At 68.3% G+C, this 17,216-nt stretch carries 13 protein-coding genes; 7 read left to right on the plus strand and 6 right to left on the minus strand.

The features are described from left to right. The first annotated feature begins 413 nt into the window (after nt 1-413). Together AB0H93_RS14575 and AB0H93_RS14580 are read left to right on the plus strand one after the other, a co-directional pair. Nucleotides 414-1,004, plus strand: a complete 591-nt coding sequence (locus AB0H93_RS14575) for a peptidoglycan DD-metalloendopeptidase family protein (protein ID WP_358572356.1) — start codon at nt 414-416, stop codon at nt 1,002-1,004. A gap of 28 nt (nt 1,005-1,032) precedes the next feature. Continuing rightward, complete coding sequence (locus tag AB0H93_RS14580; protein ID WP_358572358.1) at nt 1,033-1,713, plus strand: M23 family metallopeptidase; 681 nt, start codon at nt 1,033-1,035, stop codon at nt 1,711-1,713. A gap of 267 nt (nt 1,714-1,980) precedes the next feature. Here AB0H93_RS14580 and AB0H93_RS14585 read toward each other — a convergent pair whose 3' ends face one another. Both AB0H93_RS14585 and AB0H93_RS14590 read right to left on the minus strand, forming a co-directional pair. Beyond that, nucleotides 1,981-3,492: an amidohydrolase gene (locus tag AB0H93_RS14585; protein WP_358572360.1), complete on the minus strand. Its 1,512-nt coding sequence runs from the start codon at nt 3,490-3,492 to the stop codon at nt 1,981-1,983. A 214-nt stretch (nt 3,493-3,706) separates the two neighbouring features. Beyond that, nucleotides 3,707-5,035 carry an MFS transporter gene (locus AB0H93_RS14590; protein ID WP_358572362.1) on the minus strand — a complete coding sequence of 443 codons (1,329 nt, stop codon included), beginning with the start codon at nt 5,033-5,035 and terminating at the stop codon, nt 3,707-3,709. A gap of 117 nt (nt 5,036-5,152) precedes the next feature. Between AB0H93_RS14590 and AB0H93_RS14595 the strand changes: the two genes are divergently transcribed. Together AB0H93_RS14595 and AB0H93_RS14600 are read left to right on the plus strand one after the other, a co-directional pair. Continuing rightward, nucleotides 5,153-6,073: a LysR family transcriptional regulator gene (locus AB0H93_RS14595; RefSeq protein ID WP_358572364.1), complete on the plus strand. Its 921-nt coding sequence runs from the start codon at nt 5,153-5,155 to the stop codon at nt 6,071-6,073. Nucleotides 6,074-6,426: 353 nt separating this feature from the next. After that, nucleotides 6,427-7,827, plus strand: a complete 1,401-nt coding sequence (locus tag AB0H93_RS14600) for an amino acid permease (protein WP_358572366.1) — start codon at nt 6,427-6,429, stop codon at nt 7,825-7,827. A gap of 125 nt (nt 7,828-7,952) precedes the next feature. Here AB0H93_RS14600 and AB0H93_RS14605 read toward each other — a convergent pair whose 3' ends face one another. Both AB0H93_RS14605 and AB0H93_RS14610 read right to left on the minus strand, forming a co-directional pair. After that, entirely contained in the window at nt 7,953-9,191 is a 1,239-nt protein-coding gene (locus tag AB0H93_RS14605) for a hypothetical protein (protein WP_358572368.1), read from the minus strand. Continuing rightward, nucleotides 9,188-10,690: a cell shape-determining protein gene (locus tag AB0H93_RS14610; RefSeq protein WP_358572370.1), complete on the minus strand. Its 1,503-nt coding sequence runs from the start codon at nt 10,688-10,690 to the stop codon at nt 9,188-9,190. Before AB0H93_RS14610 ends, AB0H93_RS14605 begins: the two co-directional genes overlap by 4 nt. A gap of 295 nt (nt 10,691-10,985) precedes the next feature. On the opposite strand from AB0H93_RS14610, the gene AB0H93_RS14615 reads away from it, so the two are divergent. Genes AB0H93_RS14615 through AB0H93_RS14625 form a run of 3 tightly spaced genes read left to right on the plus strand, consistent with a single transcriptional unit; the run spans nt 10,986 to nt 13,959 of the window. Next, nucleotides 10,986-11,753, plus strand: a complete 768-nt coding sequence (locus AB0H93_RS14615) for a CDP-alcohol phosphatidyltransferase family protein (protein WP_358572372.1) — start codon at nt 10,986-10,988, stop codon at nt 11,751-11,753. Between the two features lie 2 nt (nt 11,754-11,755). Beyond that, nucleotides 11,756-12,208 (plus strand): adenylyltransferase/cytidyltransferase family protein, encoded by a 453-nt coding sequence (locus AB0H93_RS14620; protein ID WP_358572375.1) that lies wholly within the window; start codon nt 11,756-11,758, stop codon nt 12,206-12,208. Further along, on the plus strand, nt 12,205-13,959 hold the full coding sequence (locus AB0H93_RS14625) for a right-handed parallel beta-helix repeat-containing protein (RefSeq protein ID WP_358572377.1): 1,755 nt from the start codon (nt 12,205-12,207) through the stop codon (nt 13,957-13,959). Before AB0H93_RS14620 ends, AB0H93_RS14625 begins: the two co-directional genes overlap by 4 nt. 291 nt (nt 13,960-14,250) lie before the next feature. Here AB0H93_RS14625 and AB0H93_RS14630 read toward each other — a convergent pair whose 3' ends face one another. Further along, nucleotides 14,251-15,909: a hypothetical protein gene (locus AB0H93_RS14630; RefSeq protein ID WP_358572379.1), complete on the minus strand. Its 1,659-nt coding sequence runs from the start codon at nt 15,907-15,909 to the stop codon at nt 14,251-14,253. Further along, on the minus strand, nt 15,906-17,084 hold the full coding sequence (locus tag AB0H93_RS14635; RefSeq protein ID WP_358572381.1) for a DUF1972 domain-containing protein: 1,179 nt from the start codon (nt 17,082-17,084) through the stop codon (nt 15,906-15,908). Before AB0H93_RS14635 ends, AB0H93_RS14630 begins: the two co-directional genes overlap by 4 nt. Nucleotides 17,085-17,216: the final 132 nt, after the last annotated feature.

The following is a 17,216-nucleotide window of genomic DNA, read 5'->3' on the forward strand; positions in this document are numbered from 1 at the left end:
GAAGGCTAATCATTCGGCCGATCTCGCGTAGCCGGTTGCCCCAGACCGAACTATCCCGGTGGCACCGAAGTGGTCGCGGACCCGCCGCATCAGGGGAAGTGCTCTTCGGCCCGGGTGGGCGAGCGGTACAAGTCGGTGCCGGTTTCGATCGGGGCGCTTCGCGCGCCATTCGGCGTTGTTCGCCGGTCGCTCACCGTCGGCACTCCTGCCAGCGAGTGCATCGCCGTCACCAGCCGAGCACTGCTCGGACAGCGCAGCGCTCCGGCATATCCGGCCGCCGAGCTCAAAAATGTTTAATCTGTGATTGTTGGCAATAAATCGAGGGAACCCCGTTACCTATTGGGAATGAAATGTGATCGGGATCACTAAATAGCTTGTTGCGGTGGGTTATTGACCGCCATATTGTCCCGTTCGTGAACAAATTACTCAGGGCGGCCGCGATCGCCTCGACCCTTGCAATCGGTACATTCGCAGGAGTCGGCGTCGCTGCCGCCGCCCCGAACATGACGACCACCGCAACCGTCGCTTCTGCGCAAGCGACCGGACTGCCCGACAACACCTGGTGGGGTGTGCCGAACGGCACGACCGAAGCCGGGTACAACCTCTACGTTCCCGGTTACCAGTTCGGCTGCAATGGCGATCAGCGCCACAAGGGCCTCGACATCTCAGCGCCCACCGGAACCAACATCCACGCTTGGGGATCGGGCCAGGTCGTAGGCACCGGTTATGACGCCGGCGGATATCACCGCTGGATCCAGGTCTACTTCCCGTCGATCGACATGACGATGACCCTGGGCCACCTGCTGGACGGTTCCCAGCTGCCGGTTGGCCGCACCTTCGAAGAAGGTGATGTGTGGGCGCAGGTCGGGACGACGGCGGACGGACTCACCTTCTCGCACGTCCACTACCGCGCGTCGCACGGCAACTGGGGCGCCTCGCCCATCGGCCCCTGCGACGATGTGGACCCGTTCGTGGTGTGGTCCTCTTTGGGCTTGCCCGCCTGATCCGCATCCCCTGTGCGCCGCCAGGCGTGTGCCGCTGCCGGCGACGATCAACAGCTCCGAAGTGGAACTGGAGTCCCTGTTTTCTCCTGCGCCCACGGAGCAATTCGTCATCGCGGCCGGCTTGTTCTTGCAGTCCGTTCTTTCGAAAGGTAACGACGTGGTGAACCGGAAAAATTCATTCAGGAGAATTGTCGGCGCTGTCGCGCCGGTGTTCATGGGCGCAACGTTCATGCTGGGGAGTGCGACGCCGGCTTCGGCCGCGGACGACTACGCACTGCCGTATCCCGCTGGTGAGTCGTACGTGGTGACCCAGGGGCCGGAGGGCACCTACTCGCACGTTGGCCCGTACAACGAGTACGCCTGGGACTTCGGTCTTCCCGCCAACTACGAGGTGTCAGCTGCCCAGGGCGGGACCATCCTCGCGTCGGACTGGTCGCCGTACTGGCAGAACGGCATCGAGGTCATCATCCAGCACCCGAACGGCCAGTGCACCCACTACGCACACCTCAACAAGGCGATCTACAACACCGGCGACCAGGTTCCGCAGGGGCGGGTCATCGGCTGGTCTGGGAGCACTGGAGCGTCGTCTGCTCCACACCTGCACTTCCAGGTGATCGACTGCAACACCCGCGTAGGCATTCCCGCCGTGGTGCAGGGGCAGACGCCCGGCACCGGTACGTCGCCGGTGAGCGTGAACCCCCGATCCTGACCAGCTGAACGCGGACGCGATCCTGTTGCACCGCCTTGCGGCCCAACAGGGTCGGAACTGAACTAGCACGCAATGGCGGGGGTTGATCTCGAACGAGATCAACCCCCGTCTGCCGCGTGGAGGCGTCGATCGGTAGGTCGACGCAGGCTCGCCGAGCGGCGCTGTCCTTTTCGGACCGGATGCATGGAATTGCCCGTCCTGGTCGAGAATGCGGTCGTCCGGTTCGGCGGCATCCTCCACGAATATCGTGTCACGGCGATCGGATCTTCATCCGCGCGCGTAGACCTCCGCACCACCGACGTAGGTGGCCTGGACTGCGATCTTCGAGATCTGGTCGTGGGGCACCTCGAGCGGATCGTCTTCGAGCACCGCGAAATCGGCGAGCTGACCGACGACCAGTGAGCCCTTCAGCCCTTCCTCACCGGTGCTGGCAGCTGATCCAGTTGTGTAGACCGACAACGCCTCGGCCGGAGAGACCCGCTGCCCCGCACCGACGACCGATCCATCCCAGCCGGTCCGCGTGACCATGCTCTGCACCGCCAGGAGGGGCTCCACCGGACCACACGGATAGTCGGACGAACCGGCGACGGTGATGCCGGCGTCCAGGAAAGAGCGGTGGGCGAACATCCGCTCCACCCGGGCCTCGCCGTACCAATCGATCAGGCGCCCGCCATGCTGGTGAACGTAGTTGCCGAACGGCACAGCGATCGCAGACAGAGCTCGGATCCGGCCGAGGATATCGTCGTCCACCAGACTGCAGTGCTCGATGCGGTGCCGCAGCCCAGGTTTCGGCATTTCCCGGTGGGCGCGTTCAAGTTCGTCGAGCACGAGCCGGATTGCCCTGTCCCCATTGGCGTGGACGCAGACCCGGTTGCCATCGCCGTGCACCGCCCGGACGATGCCGGCGAGTTCCTCCCGCGTGAGCACCTGGATGCCGTGGTCGCCAGTGCCGTGGTGCGGCTCGTCGAGCAGGCACGTCCGGCCGCCGACCGCGCCATCGGCGAAGGTCTTGACACCGACGAAGCGAAGCCCAGCGTCCCCGAAGCCCGAACGAAGGCCGAGTCGGCGCAAGGTGTCGTAGTGCTCCGCGGCCAGGAGGAACCCGACCCTCATCGTCAGCAGCCCCTGCTCCCGCGCCGCGGCGAAGAGGCGGATGTCGTCTGGCCCGACGAGTGCGTCGCACACCGATGTCACGCCGGCCGCGTGCCAGCGGCGCACCACGCGTCCAAGCGCCTCCACACGGTCGTCGAACCGGGACTGCGGTACGACTGGACCTCCCGCAGAATTGACGTGACCGTAGGCGAACTCGTTCAACGCGCGTTCGTAGAGGACACCATCGAGCCGCCCGGTCGCGTCCCGGCCGTACTCGCCACCGCTCGGAGGTAGCGACTCATCGGTGATGCCGCCTGCGGCCAGCGCTGCCGAGTTGACCACACCCCAGTGACAGGCGACGTGCAGCACGATCGCCGGGACATCGCCCGTGACCGCGTCCAGGTCCCAACGGGTAAGTCGGCGCCCCTCGGTCATCCGCGCATCGTCGTAGCCGAAGGCGCGGACCCAGCCGTCCACCGGTTCGCTCCTCGCAGCGGCTCCGACCTTCGCGGTCAGCTCCGCGAGGGAGGACACCTCCGCGGGGGACACGTCGACCTGGAGCTCGTTGTCGGCGGCCATCGACAGGTGCACGTGCGCGTCGTTGAAGCCAGGGGCGACAACTGCGTCGCCCAGGTCCACGAGCCGCGCGAGAGGCAGCGACCGCCGAAGGTCGTCCGCATCGCCCACCGCAACGATTCTGTCCCCGAACACCGCGACCGCGTCAGCGGATGGGGAGGACGGCGTGATGACCCGACGCGCACGGAAGATGCGCGGCTCGGCTGACGAATACATGCGATTCCTTCCGGGTTTTCGATGCTGGGAAAGCTGGGACCGCGCCTGTCGGCGTGTTCACGTCTACTGGCGCGCAGGGGTTCGCCCGGGGTGAATGGCGCACCGAGTCTCATGCGGGCGCATCGCTGGCGCGAAGGTCCGAGTTGTCCGGCAGATCCGCAACGCCTTGGGACTTCGCGGTCCTGCGGCCCAGCGCGGCCACGCACACCAAGGTCAAGACGATCAGCCCGACGTGGTAGGCGACGACCAGGCCGATCCCGCCGCTGGAGAGCAGGGACTGTGCGATGAGCGGGACCGAGCCGCCGATCACCGTTGCGGAAAGCTGGTAGGCCAACGAGATTCCGGTGTATCGGATCCTGGCGGGGAACGCCTGCGTGAGGAAGCCGGCGAGGACGGCGAAGTAGGCCGGCGCGACGATGTTGATGAGGACGATGCCGAGGACGATCTTGCTCCCGTCACCCGTGCTGACGAGCAGGTAGAAGACCGGGGTGAGGAGGGCGCTCGCCACCAGAGCCACGATCATGAACCGCGTGGCGCCGACGCGGTGCGCGATCAGCGCTGCCACCGGTTGCGCGCAGAACTGGATCACGGTGCCCACCAGCAGGGCTGACAGGATCGTCGCCCGGGGCACGCCGAGCTCGGTCGTGGTCCACGCGATCATGAACGCGTTCAGGAAGTACGCTGCGCCGATTCCGATAGCCGATGCCCCGATTCCCAACAGGACTGCAGCCGGGGCCGTCCGCAGCACTTCTGCCGCCGGCGCCTTGACGATCTCGCCGCGCTGCTTGGCCGCCAAGAACTCCGGCGACTCAGCCACGGTCAGCCTGATCACCAGGCCCACCACCAGCAGGACCGCAGACACGAGGAACGGAACACGCCACCCCCAGGCGGCGAAGTCCTCAGCCGACAGCCGGCTCACGCCCAGGAAGACCAGGGTCGCCAGCAGGCCACCCGCCGGCGAGCCCTGCTGGGCGAAGGCGCCGAAGAGGATTCGACGGCTCGGTGGCGCGTGCTCGGCCGCGATCAGCACAGCTCCTCCCCATTCACCGCCGAGCGCCAGGCCCTGCACCAATCGGAGCAGGACGAGGAGGGCCGGGGCAGCCATCCCGATCGAGGCATAGCTGGGCACCAGACCGATGGCGGTACTGGAGACGCCCATGAGGACCAGCGTGGTGACGAGCGTCTTCTTGCGGCCGATCCGATCGCCGAGATGACCGAAGACCACACCTCCCAGCGGCCGGGCCAGGAAACCCGTCCAGAAGGTCGCGAAGGACGCGAGCAGACCGGCTACCGGTGACGCCGTGGGAAAGAAGACCTCCCCGAAGACGAGCGCCGCAGCGGTTCCGAAGATGAAGAAGTCGTACCACTCGATCGCGGTGCCGATGAACGATCCGAGGCCCGCCCGGCGGGCTGCGCGGAGATCAGAAGAACTGGACATGCCGTCTCCTCGACGACGGGAGCGTTGAGGCTCGGTGACCGGAACGGGATCTGATTCTGGGCGCATGTGACATAGCCGTCTAATGCCCGTTAACATCGCTGCCCATACCTCGGAGGCATGGTGGAGATCAGAGTTCTGCGGTACTTCCTGGCAGTAGTCGACCAAGGCTCGATCACGGCGGCCGCGCGCGATGTCCGAATCGCACAGCCCTCGATCTCCCGCCAACTGCGCAACCTCGAGCGCAGCCTGGGAGTGGAACTCTTCTCGCGCACGCCGGGGCCGCGAAAGCTCACCCCCGCCGGGGAGCGCTTCCTGCCCCTCGCCCGTGATCTGGTGGCCCGGGCCGACCGCACGCTGGGCGCGGTCAGGACCATGGCCCAAGGGCATGACGTGCCGTTGACCGTCGCCGCACCCCCGACCACGATCGCCGACTTCCTGGCGCCCTACCTCGCCGACCGAGGCGCCGCCTCTTCAATTCGCGACATCCTCGAACGCGACGCGCGCAGCGTGTACGACGTCGTTGCGCGCGGAGACGCCGATCTCGGCGTCGCGCCCGTCCCGCCACCCGGATCGATGGAATCCCGCGTCGTGGGTCACGCCCCCGTGCTCGCACTGGTGCCACCAACCCACCCGCTGGCGCGAATCGGCGAAGTCGAGCTGACCGAGCTCGTCCATGAGCAACTGATCCTGATGCATCCCGTCAACGCGGGTCGACTGGCGCTCGACGCGGCTGCCGCACGCGAGGGTTTGGTCTACAACGAGCCGCGAGTGGTCTCGACAACCGTCGTGGCCCGTGCCTTGGCAGCCTCGGGCCACGGGATCGCCGTGCTCACCGACAAAGCGATCTTCGGACTCACCCCGGTCGCCATCCGGGTAGGCGAGAGCCTGCTCTCCGTGACCCTGTACGCCGGCTGGGACAGGACCCACTGGGCCGGCGCACAGGTAGCCGCGCTCGTCGACTCGGTCTCCCGTTTCCACCGAGAAGTGCTCGCACGCACCCGTCTCTTCGAGAGCGCACCGGGCGACCGCTCGGAGTAACAGCCCGAGGTTGCCGCTACCGCGAGACCTTCCCACGGCGTGCCCGCCGCCCTGCGGATGACAGACCGCAAGCACAACCTTGCGGCGGCCAGGAGGCTGGCCAACACCCCTCACCTCGCGGATCGGCTGCGTCCTTCGGGACAGCCGGGTCCGGTGTGGTGCTTGTGGCGCGGAGGAGGGGCGTGGACACAATCCACTCCGTTCGAACGGTGCCGGCGGAACAATGACACCTCGCCGCGGGTGCCTGATGGTGGTCTGCGACACGCACGTGGCCGAATGCACATGCGACGTTTGCGACATATGACTGGAACCGATCTGGCGGCACCGCTGCCGCATGAACGGAGCTTCCTCAGATGAGTCAGCCACCCACCGAGGAATACCGCCGCGCGCTCAGCAACCGGCACATCAACATGATCGCCCTGGGAGGCGCGATCGGGGTCGGGTTGTTCCTGGGCTCGGGCAAGGCCCTGCACCAGGTCGGCCCCGGCCTCATCGCCATCTACGCGATCGCCGGCCTGATGATCTTCTTCGTGATGCGCGCGCTGGGCGAACTGCTGATGTACCGGCCGGTCAGCGGCTCCTTCGCCGAGTACGCCGGGGAATTCGTCGGACCGTGGGCCCGGTTCGCCACCGGATGGGGGTACTGGCTGGTGTGGATCGTGACCGGCATGGCCGAGATCACCGCCGTCGGCAAGTACTTCCAGTTCTGGTTCCCCCACGTTCCACAATGGATCCCGGCACTCGTCGCGCTGTTCGTCCTCACCGGGGTCAACCTGATCGCGGTACGGCTCTTCGGCGAATTCGAGTTCTGGTTCGCGCTCATCAAGGTGCTGGCCATCATCGCGCTGATCGTGCTCGCCGCGGCGATCCTGGTGTTCGGCTTCAGCGACCTCGGCAGCTCGGCGGCGGTGAGCAACATCTGGTCGCACGGCGGGCTCTTCCCGAACGGCCCGACCGCCGCGCTGCTGTCGTTCCAGATCGTCATGTTCGCCTTCGTCGGCGTGGAAATGGTCGGTCAGACCGCGAGCGAGAGCACGAACCCCGAGAAGGTGCTGCCACGCGCGATCAACTCGGTCATGTGGCGGATCCTGATCTTCTACGTCGGCGCCCTCACAGCGCTGACCGTCCTGGTGCCGTGGAACCAATTCCCGGCGAACGGCAGTCCTTTCGTCCACGCCTTCAGCTTGATCGGCATCCCGGCCGCGGCCGGCGTGGTGAACTTCGTGGTGACCACCGCGGCGCTGTCGTCCTGCAACAGCGGAATCTACTCCACCGGACGAATGCTGCGCACCCTGTCACAGGACGGGCAAGCGCCACGCAAGGCCGGCCGCCTCAACGCCCGCGCCGTGCCATCCCGCGCCATCGCGGTCACGTTCGTCGCGATGCTGCTGGGCGTCCTGATCAACTACCTGGCCCCCGAGGAAGCCTTCACCTACATCACCAGCGCGAGCACCGTCGGCGCCATCTTCACCTGGGGCATGATCGTCATCGCCCACCTCGGATTCCGCCGGAAGGTAGCCGCGGGTGAGATCCGGGCGGGGAAGTTCCGGATGCCCTTCGCCCCGTACTCCAACTACCTCGTGCTCACCTTCCTCGCGCTCGTCGTGGTACTGCTGGCGTTCGACCCGGACACCCGCATCGCGCTCTACCTCACCCCGGTCCTGGCCGGCGCAGTCGCGATCGGCTACCTCGCGGTGCGCAACCGCCGACCGGTCACCCCGACGACCGCTCCCGCCGAACACCCCCTGCCCTGACCACAATTTGCGGCTGGAGCGTGCGCTGGCCCCCCGTCCCAGCGCACGCACCAGCGACAGCTCCGGAAATCGACTCCTCGGCCGTGAGGCGCTATCCGACGATCAACCGTCCAGATCGCGCGTGCTCAGGCGGTTCGTGGTTCGCGTCGTGAGCGGATCGCCAGGCGTCGCACGTGCCATGCCGAGTAGATACCTCCGCATGCCATGAGCCACGGGACGGCGACCACCGAGCCCGACAGGACTGTTACGACCGCGACCAGCGCGATGCCCAGCGCCGAATCCGCAAGCCGGACGAGGAAGATGTGGCGCGACATGCGCCGGGCGACCACCTCGGTGACATGGGGCAGTCCCGCTGCCCAGACCATCAAGTACGCGACCCACCCGAGCACCAGCAGGGGGTCCACGGCTTGACCGGTCAGCAAGGTGCCCAGGGGGTCGGCGAGCAACGTCAGCGCGACGCCGCCGACTCCGGTGCCGATGATCAGCAGCCACGTCGCGCGGTGGACGAGCCGCTGTGCGGCGACGGCGTCTTGCCTCATCTTGGCGACGAAGTTCGACAGCAGGAAACTGCCCGCACCGTTGATCACGACCTGCAGCGGTGCGACGACGAGGCGACCGGCTTCGAGCATTCCCACCGCGGCCGTGGACACCAGCAGCGCGACCAGGGCGCGTGAACCGAGGAGTGCGGCCGGACGCAACGCGGCCTGCAAGGATCTCCAGGTGGCGAAGGACATCATCGCGGGCAGACCGGCGGTTCCGGCCCGCAGCTGCCGCAATTCCGCTGCGGGCAGCTGCACAACGCCCACGAACACCGCGGCGGCCGCTCCGCCGGCCATCGACAGGAACAGCGCCGGCAGCGAGACCCCGGCCACCGCTGCTGGTGCGAGCGCGAGCACCGTCCCGGCGACGTGCACGATGTCGTTCCCTACGAGGTGCCAGAACTGCAATCTGGCCATGAGCAACCGCCGCACCGTTTCCGCGGCCAGTCGCAGCACTACCATCGTCCCGAAGGCCAGTGCGGTGGCTGGTTCGCCGTCGCGCAGCAGCAGGGCCGTGCCGACTGCGGCGGCGAAGCACAGCAGCCAGCCCGCGAGGGCGCTGGTGACGATGCTGGCCCGGGTGTTGGGTTCGTGACGGTCGAGGACTGCTAGCGAGTCACCCACCCAGCCCGTGTACAGCGCGATCGCCGTCACCAGCAACGCCAGCAGCAGCACGAAGGATCCGAACTCGGCGAGCCCCAGCGTGCGGGCGGCCAGCACTTGGAGCACCAAGCTCGTGCCCGCGGTGATGCCCTGCGACAACACCGGGGCGGCGACCTTCGCGGCGAGGCGCCGTTTCGGCGCTCGCGCGCCGGTCGTGGTCATCGGGATGGTTGCGGGGCGGGAGATTCGCCGGCGCGCCAGGCCGGGGCCGGCCCGGCGAATGTCAGCACGTACCCGGTGATCGTCCCGCCGAACAACTGCAGCTGCTCGCGCAACCTGCGCAGCGAACCGAGATCGCCGTCTCGCCTCACCGTCACCACCACCCCGTCAGACGCGCTGATCAGCGACGTCGTCTCCGGCTGGGAGATCAGCGGGGGCAGGTCCACCAACACCAGGTCGTAGCGCGACCGCATCTCCGCGATCACCTGCTGCAGCAGTCCGGAACGCAGCTGCTCCCGGGAGTAGGGCTGTCCGTGTCCCGCGGGCACCACGCTGAACCCGACCCCGTTGCCCAGGTGCACCGGGTGCGCCGACTGGGCCAGCGACGCGGTCCCGGTGGCGATCGAGGTCAGCCCGGGCCAGTCGGCCAGCCCCAGCATCTGCGACAAGTCGCGGGAGCGGAACGCGGCGTCGACCACCAGCACCTGCAGGCCGTCCCGGGCGGCGGCGCCGGCGATCTGCAGCGTGGTCGTCGTCGCTCCCTCGCCGCCGGACGGGCCCGTGACGAGTACGACTCCCCTGCCCACCGTCGACCGCAGACCGGAGGCCACCAGCTGGTAGGAACGCAGCGGCGGGACGCCCGGTCTGCGCAGCGCCAGGATGGCCTGGGCGGGCAGCGTCTCGATCTCGCCGAGCACCGGTTCGTCGACGACGCGGGTGAGGTCGTCGGCATCTCGCACCCGGTGATCGCGATCGGCGCGGAACCAGGCCAGCGCGGCCGCGAGCATCAAGCCGACGGCCGTGCCGATGGCGAAATCGCGCAGGACCCCGCGCCAAGGGCTCGTGCCGTCCGGCGACGCGACATCCACGAACGACACCCCGTCGGCGAACTGGGCCGCCACCACCCGGATCCGGGTGATCTGCTTGTCCAGATCGCTGACCGTCGGCCCGGCGGCCGAGCCGACGGGGCTGCCCGGCGACACCGTGCCGGCATCGGCCACGATCGCCGCGCGTTGCGCGTTCAGCGTCTCCAATGCCTTGTCCGTGGTGGCGACCACCTCTGCCCTGGACCGGTCCTGGTAGGCGGCGATGACAGCGTTGGCGATCAGCACGGAACGCTCGAAGCCCGGCCCGTCGACGTTGATCTCGATGGACTCACCGCTGGAGGAGGCGTCCGCGGTGATGGCGGCGCGCAGCTGCAGCACGGTCTCGTCGCCGCCGAGCCGGGCACGCGCGTCGTCGAGCACTTCGTCGGAGGTGACGAACAAGGCCCGCTGCTTCACGTATCGGAGGAAGCTCGACTCGCTGGCCATCTCGATCCCGAGCACGCCGGTCTGGTCGGGTGCCTTGAGCACGATGCGCGCGTGGGCGCTGCGGCCGTCGCCCGCCACCAGCGGGACCAACAGGCTCATCAGCACCGCTGCCGCCACGATCCCCAACGAGATCCAGCGATACCGCCACAACGAACCGAAGATCGTCGGTGCCGGGTGGGCGTCGTCCATCGACCGTCATTCCGCTCTGTGTGCCAAAAGGGGGATTCCTCCGGGCAGGCCGGCGCTCATCGGTAACGCACCGGGCCCCTGCGGCGAATACCGCGTGAGCGCAGTGATCGGAAACCGCTAGGAAGATCGCGGCCGATGAGGCAAGTCAACCGGTCTGGTTACCCGGGAGGAGAACTACCGATATTTTCAGTATTCAGACGATGGTGATCGCCTGTCAAGTTCCTCCGCCCGGCGGCGCCGCCCGTTGGCCTACCCAGTGATTTCCGCGCGTGTCGCGCAGGAACGAAAGGCTTCGATGACCACCTCCGACATGCCGAAATCCGGCTTCGCGGCGGCGTTGCGCCGGTTGCCGTCCGCGCAGAAGTCGGCCAAGGGGGCGCCGGCCTACTCGCGGTTCGTCAACCGCAGAGCGGGCGGCTACCTCGCGGCGGCCGCCTTCCTGCTCAAGGCCACCCCGAACCAGGTCACCGCCGTCAGCGCGCTGTTCACCTTCGCCGGCATCACCGCCGTAGCCACCGCCGCACCGTCGTGGCCGCTGGGCATCGCGGTGGGCCTGGCGTTGGTCGTCGGGTACGCGCTGGACTCGGCCGATGGGCAACTCGCCCGGTTGCGGGGCACCAGCAGCATCGCGGGCGAGTGGCTGGACCACGTGATCGACAGCGCGAAGATCGCCACCCTGCACCTGGCCGTGCTCGTCTGCGCGTTCCGGTTCTTCGGCTTCTCCAGCGGTTTCCTGCTGGTCCCGCTCGGTTACGCCGCCGTCGAGACGGTCATGTTCTTCGCGATGATCCTCAACGACCAGTTGCGCCGCCGCCATCATTCCGGTTCCAGCACACCGGCGCCCGCCGGGGCGCCGCCATCGATCCTGCGGTCGTTGCTGGTCCTGCCGACCGACTACGGGGTGCTGTGCCTGGCTTTCCTGCTGCTGGGATCCCCGATGGCGTTCTCCGTGGTCTACGGCGCGCTCTTCCTGCTCAACACCGCCTTCCTCGCCGCGGCGCTGCCGAAGTGGTTCGGCGACATGGCGCGCCTCGACGGCGCCGCTGCGGAACAGGTGCGGTGACGATGCCCACCATCGGATACGCACCCGGCGCCTTCGACATGTTCCACATCGGACACCTCAACATCCTGCGGCGGGCCAGCACGGAATGCGACCACCTGGTGGCGGGTGTGGTGACCGACGACGTCCTGCTGAAGGTGAAGGGCCGCAAGCCGGTCATCCCCTTCGAGGAGCGGTTGGAGATCGTGCGCAACATCCGGTGCGTCGCCGAGGCCATCGCCGACCGGTACGAGGACAAGTTCCGCATGTGGGAACACCTCCGGTTCGACGTGCTGTTCAAGGGCAGCGACTGGCGCGGCACGGCACGCGCCGACGCGTTGGAGCGCAAGCTGTCGGCCGTCGGGGCGCGGATCCGCTACTTCAGCTACACCACTCACACGTCCAGCACCTTGCTGCGGCAACGAATCTCGCTCCCCTCGCCCAGCATGCTCGGCGAGCTGGAGCCCGGGCCGACATGAACCGCCCGCGTCGCCGCGACCGGCTCGTGCCCGCAATCGCCATCGTGACCGCGCTGCTCGCATCCTGCACCGCGAACACCAACGACAGAACCGCAGCGCGTCCCATCGATGCGACGATCACCACGACGGACTACCCGGTGCCCGCCGGCGCGCTCTTCGTCGCCACCAACGGGAAGGACTCCGCGCAGGGCGACGAAACGCACCCGCTGCGCAGTCTCGGCGAGGCGGTGCGCCGGGCTCGGCCCGGCGCCACGATCGTCCTGCGAGAAGGGACGTACCGGGAGACGGTCGGCATCATCGGCAAGAAGTTGTCCATCCAGCCGTATCCGCGTGAGCGCGTCTGGTTCAAGGGCAGTCGGGTGGTCGCGCAGTGGTCCCGCGACGGCGATGTGTGGCGGCACGCGGGCTGGAACGTGCCGCTGTGCCGGACCTGCTTCCTGCCTGAGATCATCGACCCGGCGCATCCGCTGGCCGGGCTTCCGGACATGGTTTTCGTCGACGGCAGGCCGCTTCGGCAGGTGGGCGAGCGGAGATCGGTCACCGAAGGCACGTTCTACGTCGACGTCGCGCGCGAGGAGTTGGTGATCGGCGAGGACCCGGCCGGGCGGTTCGTCGAGGCGACCGAGTTCGCCTGGCTGCTGCAGTTCGACGGCGCGGGAGCCGCGGGCAGTTCGATGCGCGGGATCGGGATCGCGCACTACGGCTCGAACCAGAAGTACGGTCAGCGCGGCGCGATGGTCGTGGTGAACGCGCCGTCGGTGGTGTTGGAGAACAACACCTTCGCCGCTTCCGCCTCCAGCGGCGCAGCGGTCTTCCAACCCGATGCGAACGTGATCGGCAACCAGTTCCTCGACAACGGCCTGGTCGGCTTGATGGCCAACCGGGCCGACGGGCTCCGGTTGGCTTCGAACACTTTCGCGCGCAACAACAACGAGCGCTTCGCGTTGACCGGCGAGGCCATCGGAGCGGCGGGTGCGAAGGTGACCCGCACGAAGCGGGCGTGGGTGTCCGACAACACGTTCGCGGACAACATCGGCACCGGGTGGTGGTGCGACCTGGGGTGCACCGACGCCGTGGTGGTCCGCAACATCGCGCGGGGCAATGCCGTGAACGGCCTGTACTACGAGGTTTCGGCGAGAGCGCTGATCGCGTCGAACGTCGTGGTTTCCAACGGCGGGCGCGGCATCAAGGTCTCCAGTTCCGACCACGTCCGGCTCGTGCACAACACGTTCGTCGACAACGGGATCGAGCTCGGGCTGTACAACGACAAGCGTTCTGCGAGTTCTGACCCGTACAGCGCGGAACTGGGCCTGTCCTGGATCACGTCCGACACCGAACTGGTGAACAACTTCCTGATCAGGCAGCACGACACCGAGCCGTTCATCGAGTCCGCCGACTACAAACCGCGCCCCAAACCGGCGTCACCGTTCCTCTCCGCCAGCGACGGCAACGCCTTCCTGCGGGCGCCGGGCTCGGCACCGCTGGGCACTTGGTCGCTCGGCTCGGGTGCCGTCGTCACGATCCGCACGCTGGCACAGCTGCGGGAACGGACGGGACTCGACCTGCACAGCCTCGCGGTAGCGCCGCCACCCGCCCCGTTCCGCGATCCAGGCCGGGGCGATTACTCGCTTCGCCCGTCCACGCCGGGTGTCCGCGCCGGTCAAGCCCTGCCGCCGGATGTCGCCCGGATCGTCGGCGTTCCACCGCTGGACCACCCCGACATCGGCGTGCTCACCGGCCCACGCGGGTGAGCGCGGGGACGCCTGCTCCGACGTCCCCGCGTCTTCTGGATGCTCGATTCCTAATTGGGCCGCAGCCGCGATACCCCACGCGACGACGGGGTGAGCTACCGCAAGCGCGCAGCGCTTAACCCACCCTCGCAGCGTGCACCGCCGCGGGTTCTGAGCGGTCTTCTCGCGAGAACAGCCCCTCCGCCGCGTATTGGACATACATAAGGAGGGGCTCCCACAGCCGAGAAGGCCGCTCAGGTTCCGCTACCCGCACCGCCACGCAAAACGAGTTCGGAATCAATCCCCGCTGGATCAGCCGATGCTGCTGCGCGGGGTGCTGAGCACCGCGCCGTCGGCGTCGACCGCCCTGACCCAGTACTCGTTCCTGCCCTGGGGCGCTTGGTCGTCGGTGAAGCTCATCGTCGTCACCGACCACGGCCAGGCGCTGCTGGTGGTGGTGTAGATCGGGTTCGCGGTTCCGCCGCGCATCACCTCGTAGCGGATGTCCCGGTTCTGCGCGTCCCAAGTTCCCGTCCACCTGATGGAGATCCCGCCGAACAGGCGCCGGTCGAGCTCCGGGGCTGGGAAGGGCACCTGCGGCCCGTTGTTGACAGCGCCGGGCACGCCCCGGGCGGCGAACCGGGTCAGCGACTGCTGGGCGCTGCCGTTGACCATCGTGAACTCGCCGCCGACCACCACGTAGCGACCGTCGGTGTCCACCGCCCACGGCCCGTTCAACCACGGGCTGCCGGCGGGGCCGCCGTTGGTGTTGGGCAGCCACGGCAGCAATTCCGGAACCGGGTCGCCGAAGCGCACGTGGTTGACGTTGCGCTGGGCCGTTCCGGTGGCGATCGTCGTTTCGGCGAGCAGCCGGTGGTAGTCGATCGGCCCGTTCTCGGGGACGGCGTTGATGGCCTCGCAGTTGTGGGCGTGCGAGGCGCTGTAGAGCACACCCCCTGCTACCGCGACGCTTTGGGTGTCGCCGTAGCAGCCGTCCAACCAGCGCGGCTTGCCGGTGGCGATGTCGATGGCGCCCCTGCCCTCCAAGCGGGGATTCCCGCCGCGCCAGTTGTAGGACCCGAGGTAGACCGTCCCCGTGCCGTCGGTGACCAGGTCCGTGATCGTGTCATCGGGCGAGGGCGTGACCCATTCCCACGGCACGAGGGCACCGCTGGCCGCGTCGACCGCGGTGAGTCCGTGCCGGTAGGTGCCGTTGACGTTGTCGAAGGCTCCCCCGATCACCGTGCGCCCCTGGGCCGGGGCGGCCAGGACCGCGAAGACCTCCCGGTCCGCAGTCGGCGCCCAGGGCAGCAGCGCACCATTGCCGGTGGACACCGCGGCGAGCCGGGTGCGCGGCACGCCGTCGACGGCGTTGAAGCCGCCGCCGAGGTAGACGGTGTCGGCGGTGATCGACAGGCCACGGACCCGGCCGGCCACGCGGGGCTTGAAATTGGGATCCAGCGCGCCGGTCGCGGCGTCGAAGGCGGCCACGCGCGAGCGCCACTGACCGTCGACCTTGTCGAAGTCGCCGCCGACGTAGACCTTCTTCCCGTCCGGGGAAACCTCGATCCGGAACACGGTGTCGCAGATCCAACGCCCGGCGTCGGCGGGCTTGCAGAACGGTCCCGGGTCCGCGCCGGAGAAGACACTGCCGCTGACCACCGGTGCCCACGGCAGGAGCGCGCCGGTGGTCACGTCGAAGGCCAGCAGGTTGTTGCGGGTGACCTCGCCCGGTCCCCCCGGCGCCACGCCGGCCGGGCGCGCCTTGCTGAACCTCCCGCCGGCGATGGCGGTGTTGCCCGCGATGGCTACCGCGAAGACGACACCGTCGGTCTGCGGCGTCGGCAGCGCCCCGGCGGTGACCGGCTGCGGCAACTCCGCGGCGATCGCTGCCGGCCCCGGCACCACCGATGCCGACAACACGGCGACGGCCACTGCGGCGACGCACGACAGCTTCCGCGCGCGATTCATCGGACCTCCTCGGTTTCTGGCATGGACACGGCCGCTGTGACGGCAGCCCGCGCGCCGGGCAGCCCGCGCGGCGCGGGTCTGCGCCTGCCCACGAGCAGGACGCGGGCGGCCAGTTCTTCGTACTTCTGCGCTACCCCGTCCCACGTGTAGCGGTCGAGCGAGGCCACCTGCTCTTGTCCGCGCAGCAAGGTGCCCGCTGGGTCGGCTTCCGCCGCGTCGCACAACGTCGCGAGATCGCCGGGATCGCGGAAGTAGCGGCCGAACGAGCCGAGGACTTCGCGGTTGAACCGCACGTCGAAGGCGGAAGTCGGGGCGGCGGCGCCCATCGCGCGCAGCAGCGAGGGGTTGGTGCCGCCGACGGAATGACCGTGGACGTAGGTCAAGGCGTTGCCGTAGAGCTGGTCCAGCAGCCGCTGGTCCCACACCGCGCCGAGCAGCCGCACGCGGGGATCGCCCTTCGCCGCTCGCACGATGGTCGCGGTGTATTCGTCGGCGTAGGGGGCCGATCCCACCACGACCAGCGGGTGGCGGGCGTTGCTGCGGAGGTAGCCCTCGACCGCAACGTGCACGTGGTTCTCCGGTTCGAACCTCGCTACGACCAGGTGGTAGCGGCGGGGGCTCAGCCCGAGTCCGGTGATGCCGTCGGTCCCGACCTCGGTGAGAACCGGTGCCCCGTAGGGGATGTATTCGGTCTCGGTGTCGAAGCGATCGCGGTAGTAGTCCTGAATTCCCCGGGCGTCGGCGATCAGCGCGTCGGACCAGCGGACGGCGAGCGCTTCGGCGCGGCGGTAGTAGGCCGATCCCGCAGGTCCCCACTTGGCCCGCTTCCACTCCAGGCCGTCGACGTGGGTGATCGTGGGAATTCCGCGGAGCCCCAGCAGGGGCAGCAGCGGCGCGTTGGCGGCGTTGAACACCACCGCAACCTCCGATGGCCGCACCGCCGCGTGCAACGCCGAAAGGGCCGTGTGGCTCAACGTTTCCAGCGTCTTGCGGCGCAGTGCGGGAAGATGCACCAGGCGCATCCCGAGGTGGCGCTCGGGGCGGGTGCTGCGCGCGCCGAGGTTGCGGCAGTACACCGTGACCTCGTGCCCGCGCTGGACGAGTCGGCTCCCCACCTCCTCGACGCACGTCTCGAAGCCGCCGTAGCGCGCGGGCACGCCGCGGGTTCCGATCATCGAAATCCGCATGTTTCGTTCTACCGTTTCGTCGAAGGGCGGCCATCGGATCACGACGGGCGGCCCTGGAGCCGCACAGCTGTTTTCGTGCGGCTCACTCGATTCGGCGCCCAGCTTGTAATATGTCGGCGG

This window comes from Saccharopolyspora sp. NPDC050642, assembly GCF_040654735.1.
GTDB lineage: Bacteria > Actinomycetota > Actinomycetes > Mycobacteriales > Pseudonocardiaceae > Saccharopolyspora > Saccharopolyspora elongata.

Coding starts and splice junctions, on each gene's coding strand:
- AB0H93_RS14590 (WP_358572362.1), bottom strand. CDS start 5,035: ATGTCCAGTTCTTCTGATCTCCGCGCAGCCCGCCGGGCGGGCCTCGGA.
- AB0H93_RS14595 (WP_358572364.1), top strand. CDS start 5,153: ATGGTGGAGATCAGAGTTCTGCGGTACTTCCTGGCAGTAGTCGACCAA.
- AB0H93_RS14600 (WP_358572366.1), top strand. CDS start 6,427: ATGAGTCAGCCACCCACCGAGGAATACCGCCGCGCGCTCAGCAACCGG.
- AB0H93_RS14605 (WP_358572368.1), bottom strand. CDS start 9,191: ATGACCACGACCGGCGCGCGAGCGCCGAAACGGCGCCTCGCCGCGAAG.
- AB0H93_RS14610 (WP_358572370.1), bottom strand. CDS start 10,690: ATGGACGACGCCCACCCGGCACCGACGATCTTCGGTTCGTTGTGGCGG.
- AB0H93_RS14615 (WP_358572372.1), top strand. CDS start 10,986: ATGACCACCTCCGACATGCCGAAATCCGGCTTCGCGGCGGCGTTGCGC.
- AB0H93_RS14620 (WP_358572375.1), top strand. CDS start 11,756: ATGCCCACCATCGGATACGCACCCGGCGCCTTCGACATGTTCCACATC.
- AB0H93_RS14625 (WP_358572377.1), top strand. CDS start 12,205: ATGAACCGCCCGCGTCGCCGCGACCGGCTCGTGCCCGCAATCGCCATC.
- AB0H93_RS14630 (WP_358572379.1), bottom strand. CDS start 15,909: ATGAATCGCGCGCGGAAGCTGTCGTGCGTCGCCGCAGTGGCCGTCGCC.
- AB0H93_RS14635 (WP_358572381.1), bottom strand. CDS start 17,084: ATGATCGGAACCCGCGGCGTGCCCGCGCGCTACGGCGGCTTCGAGACG.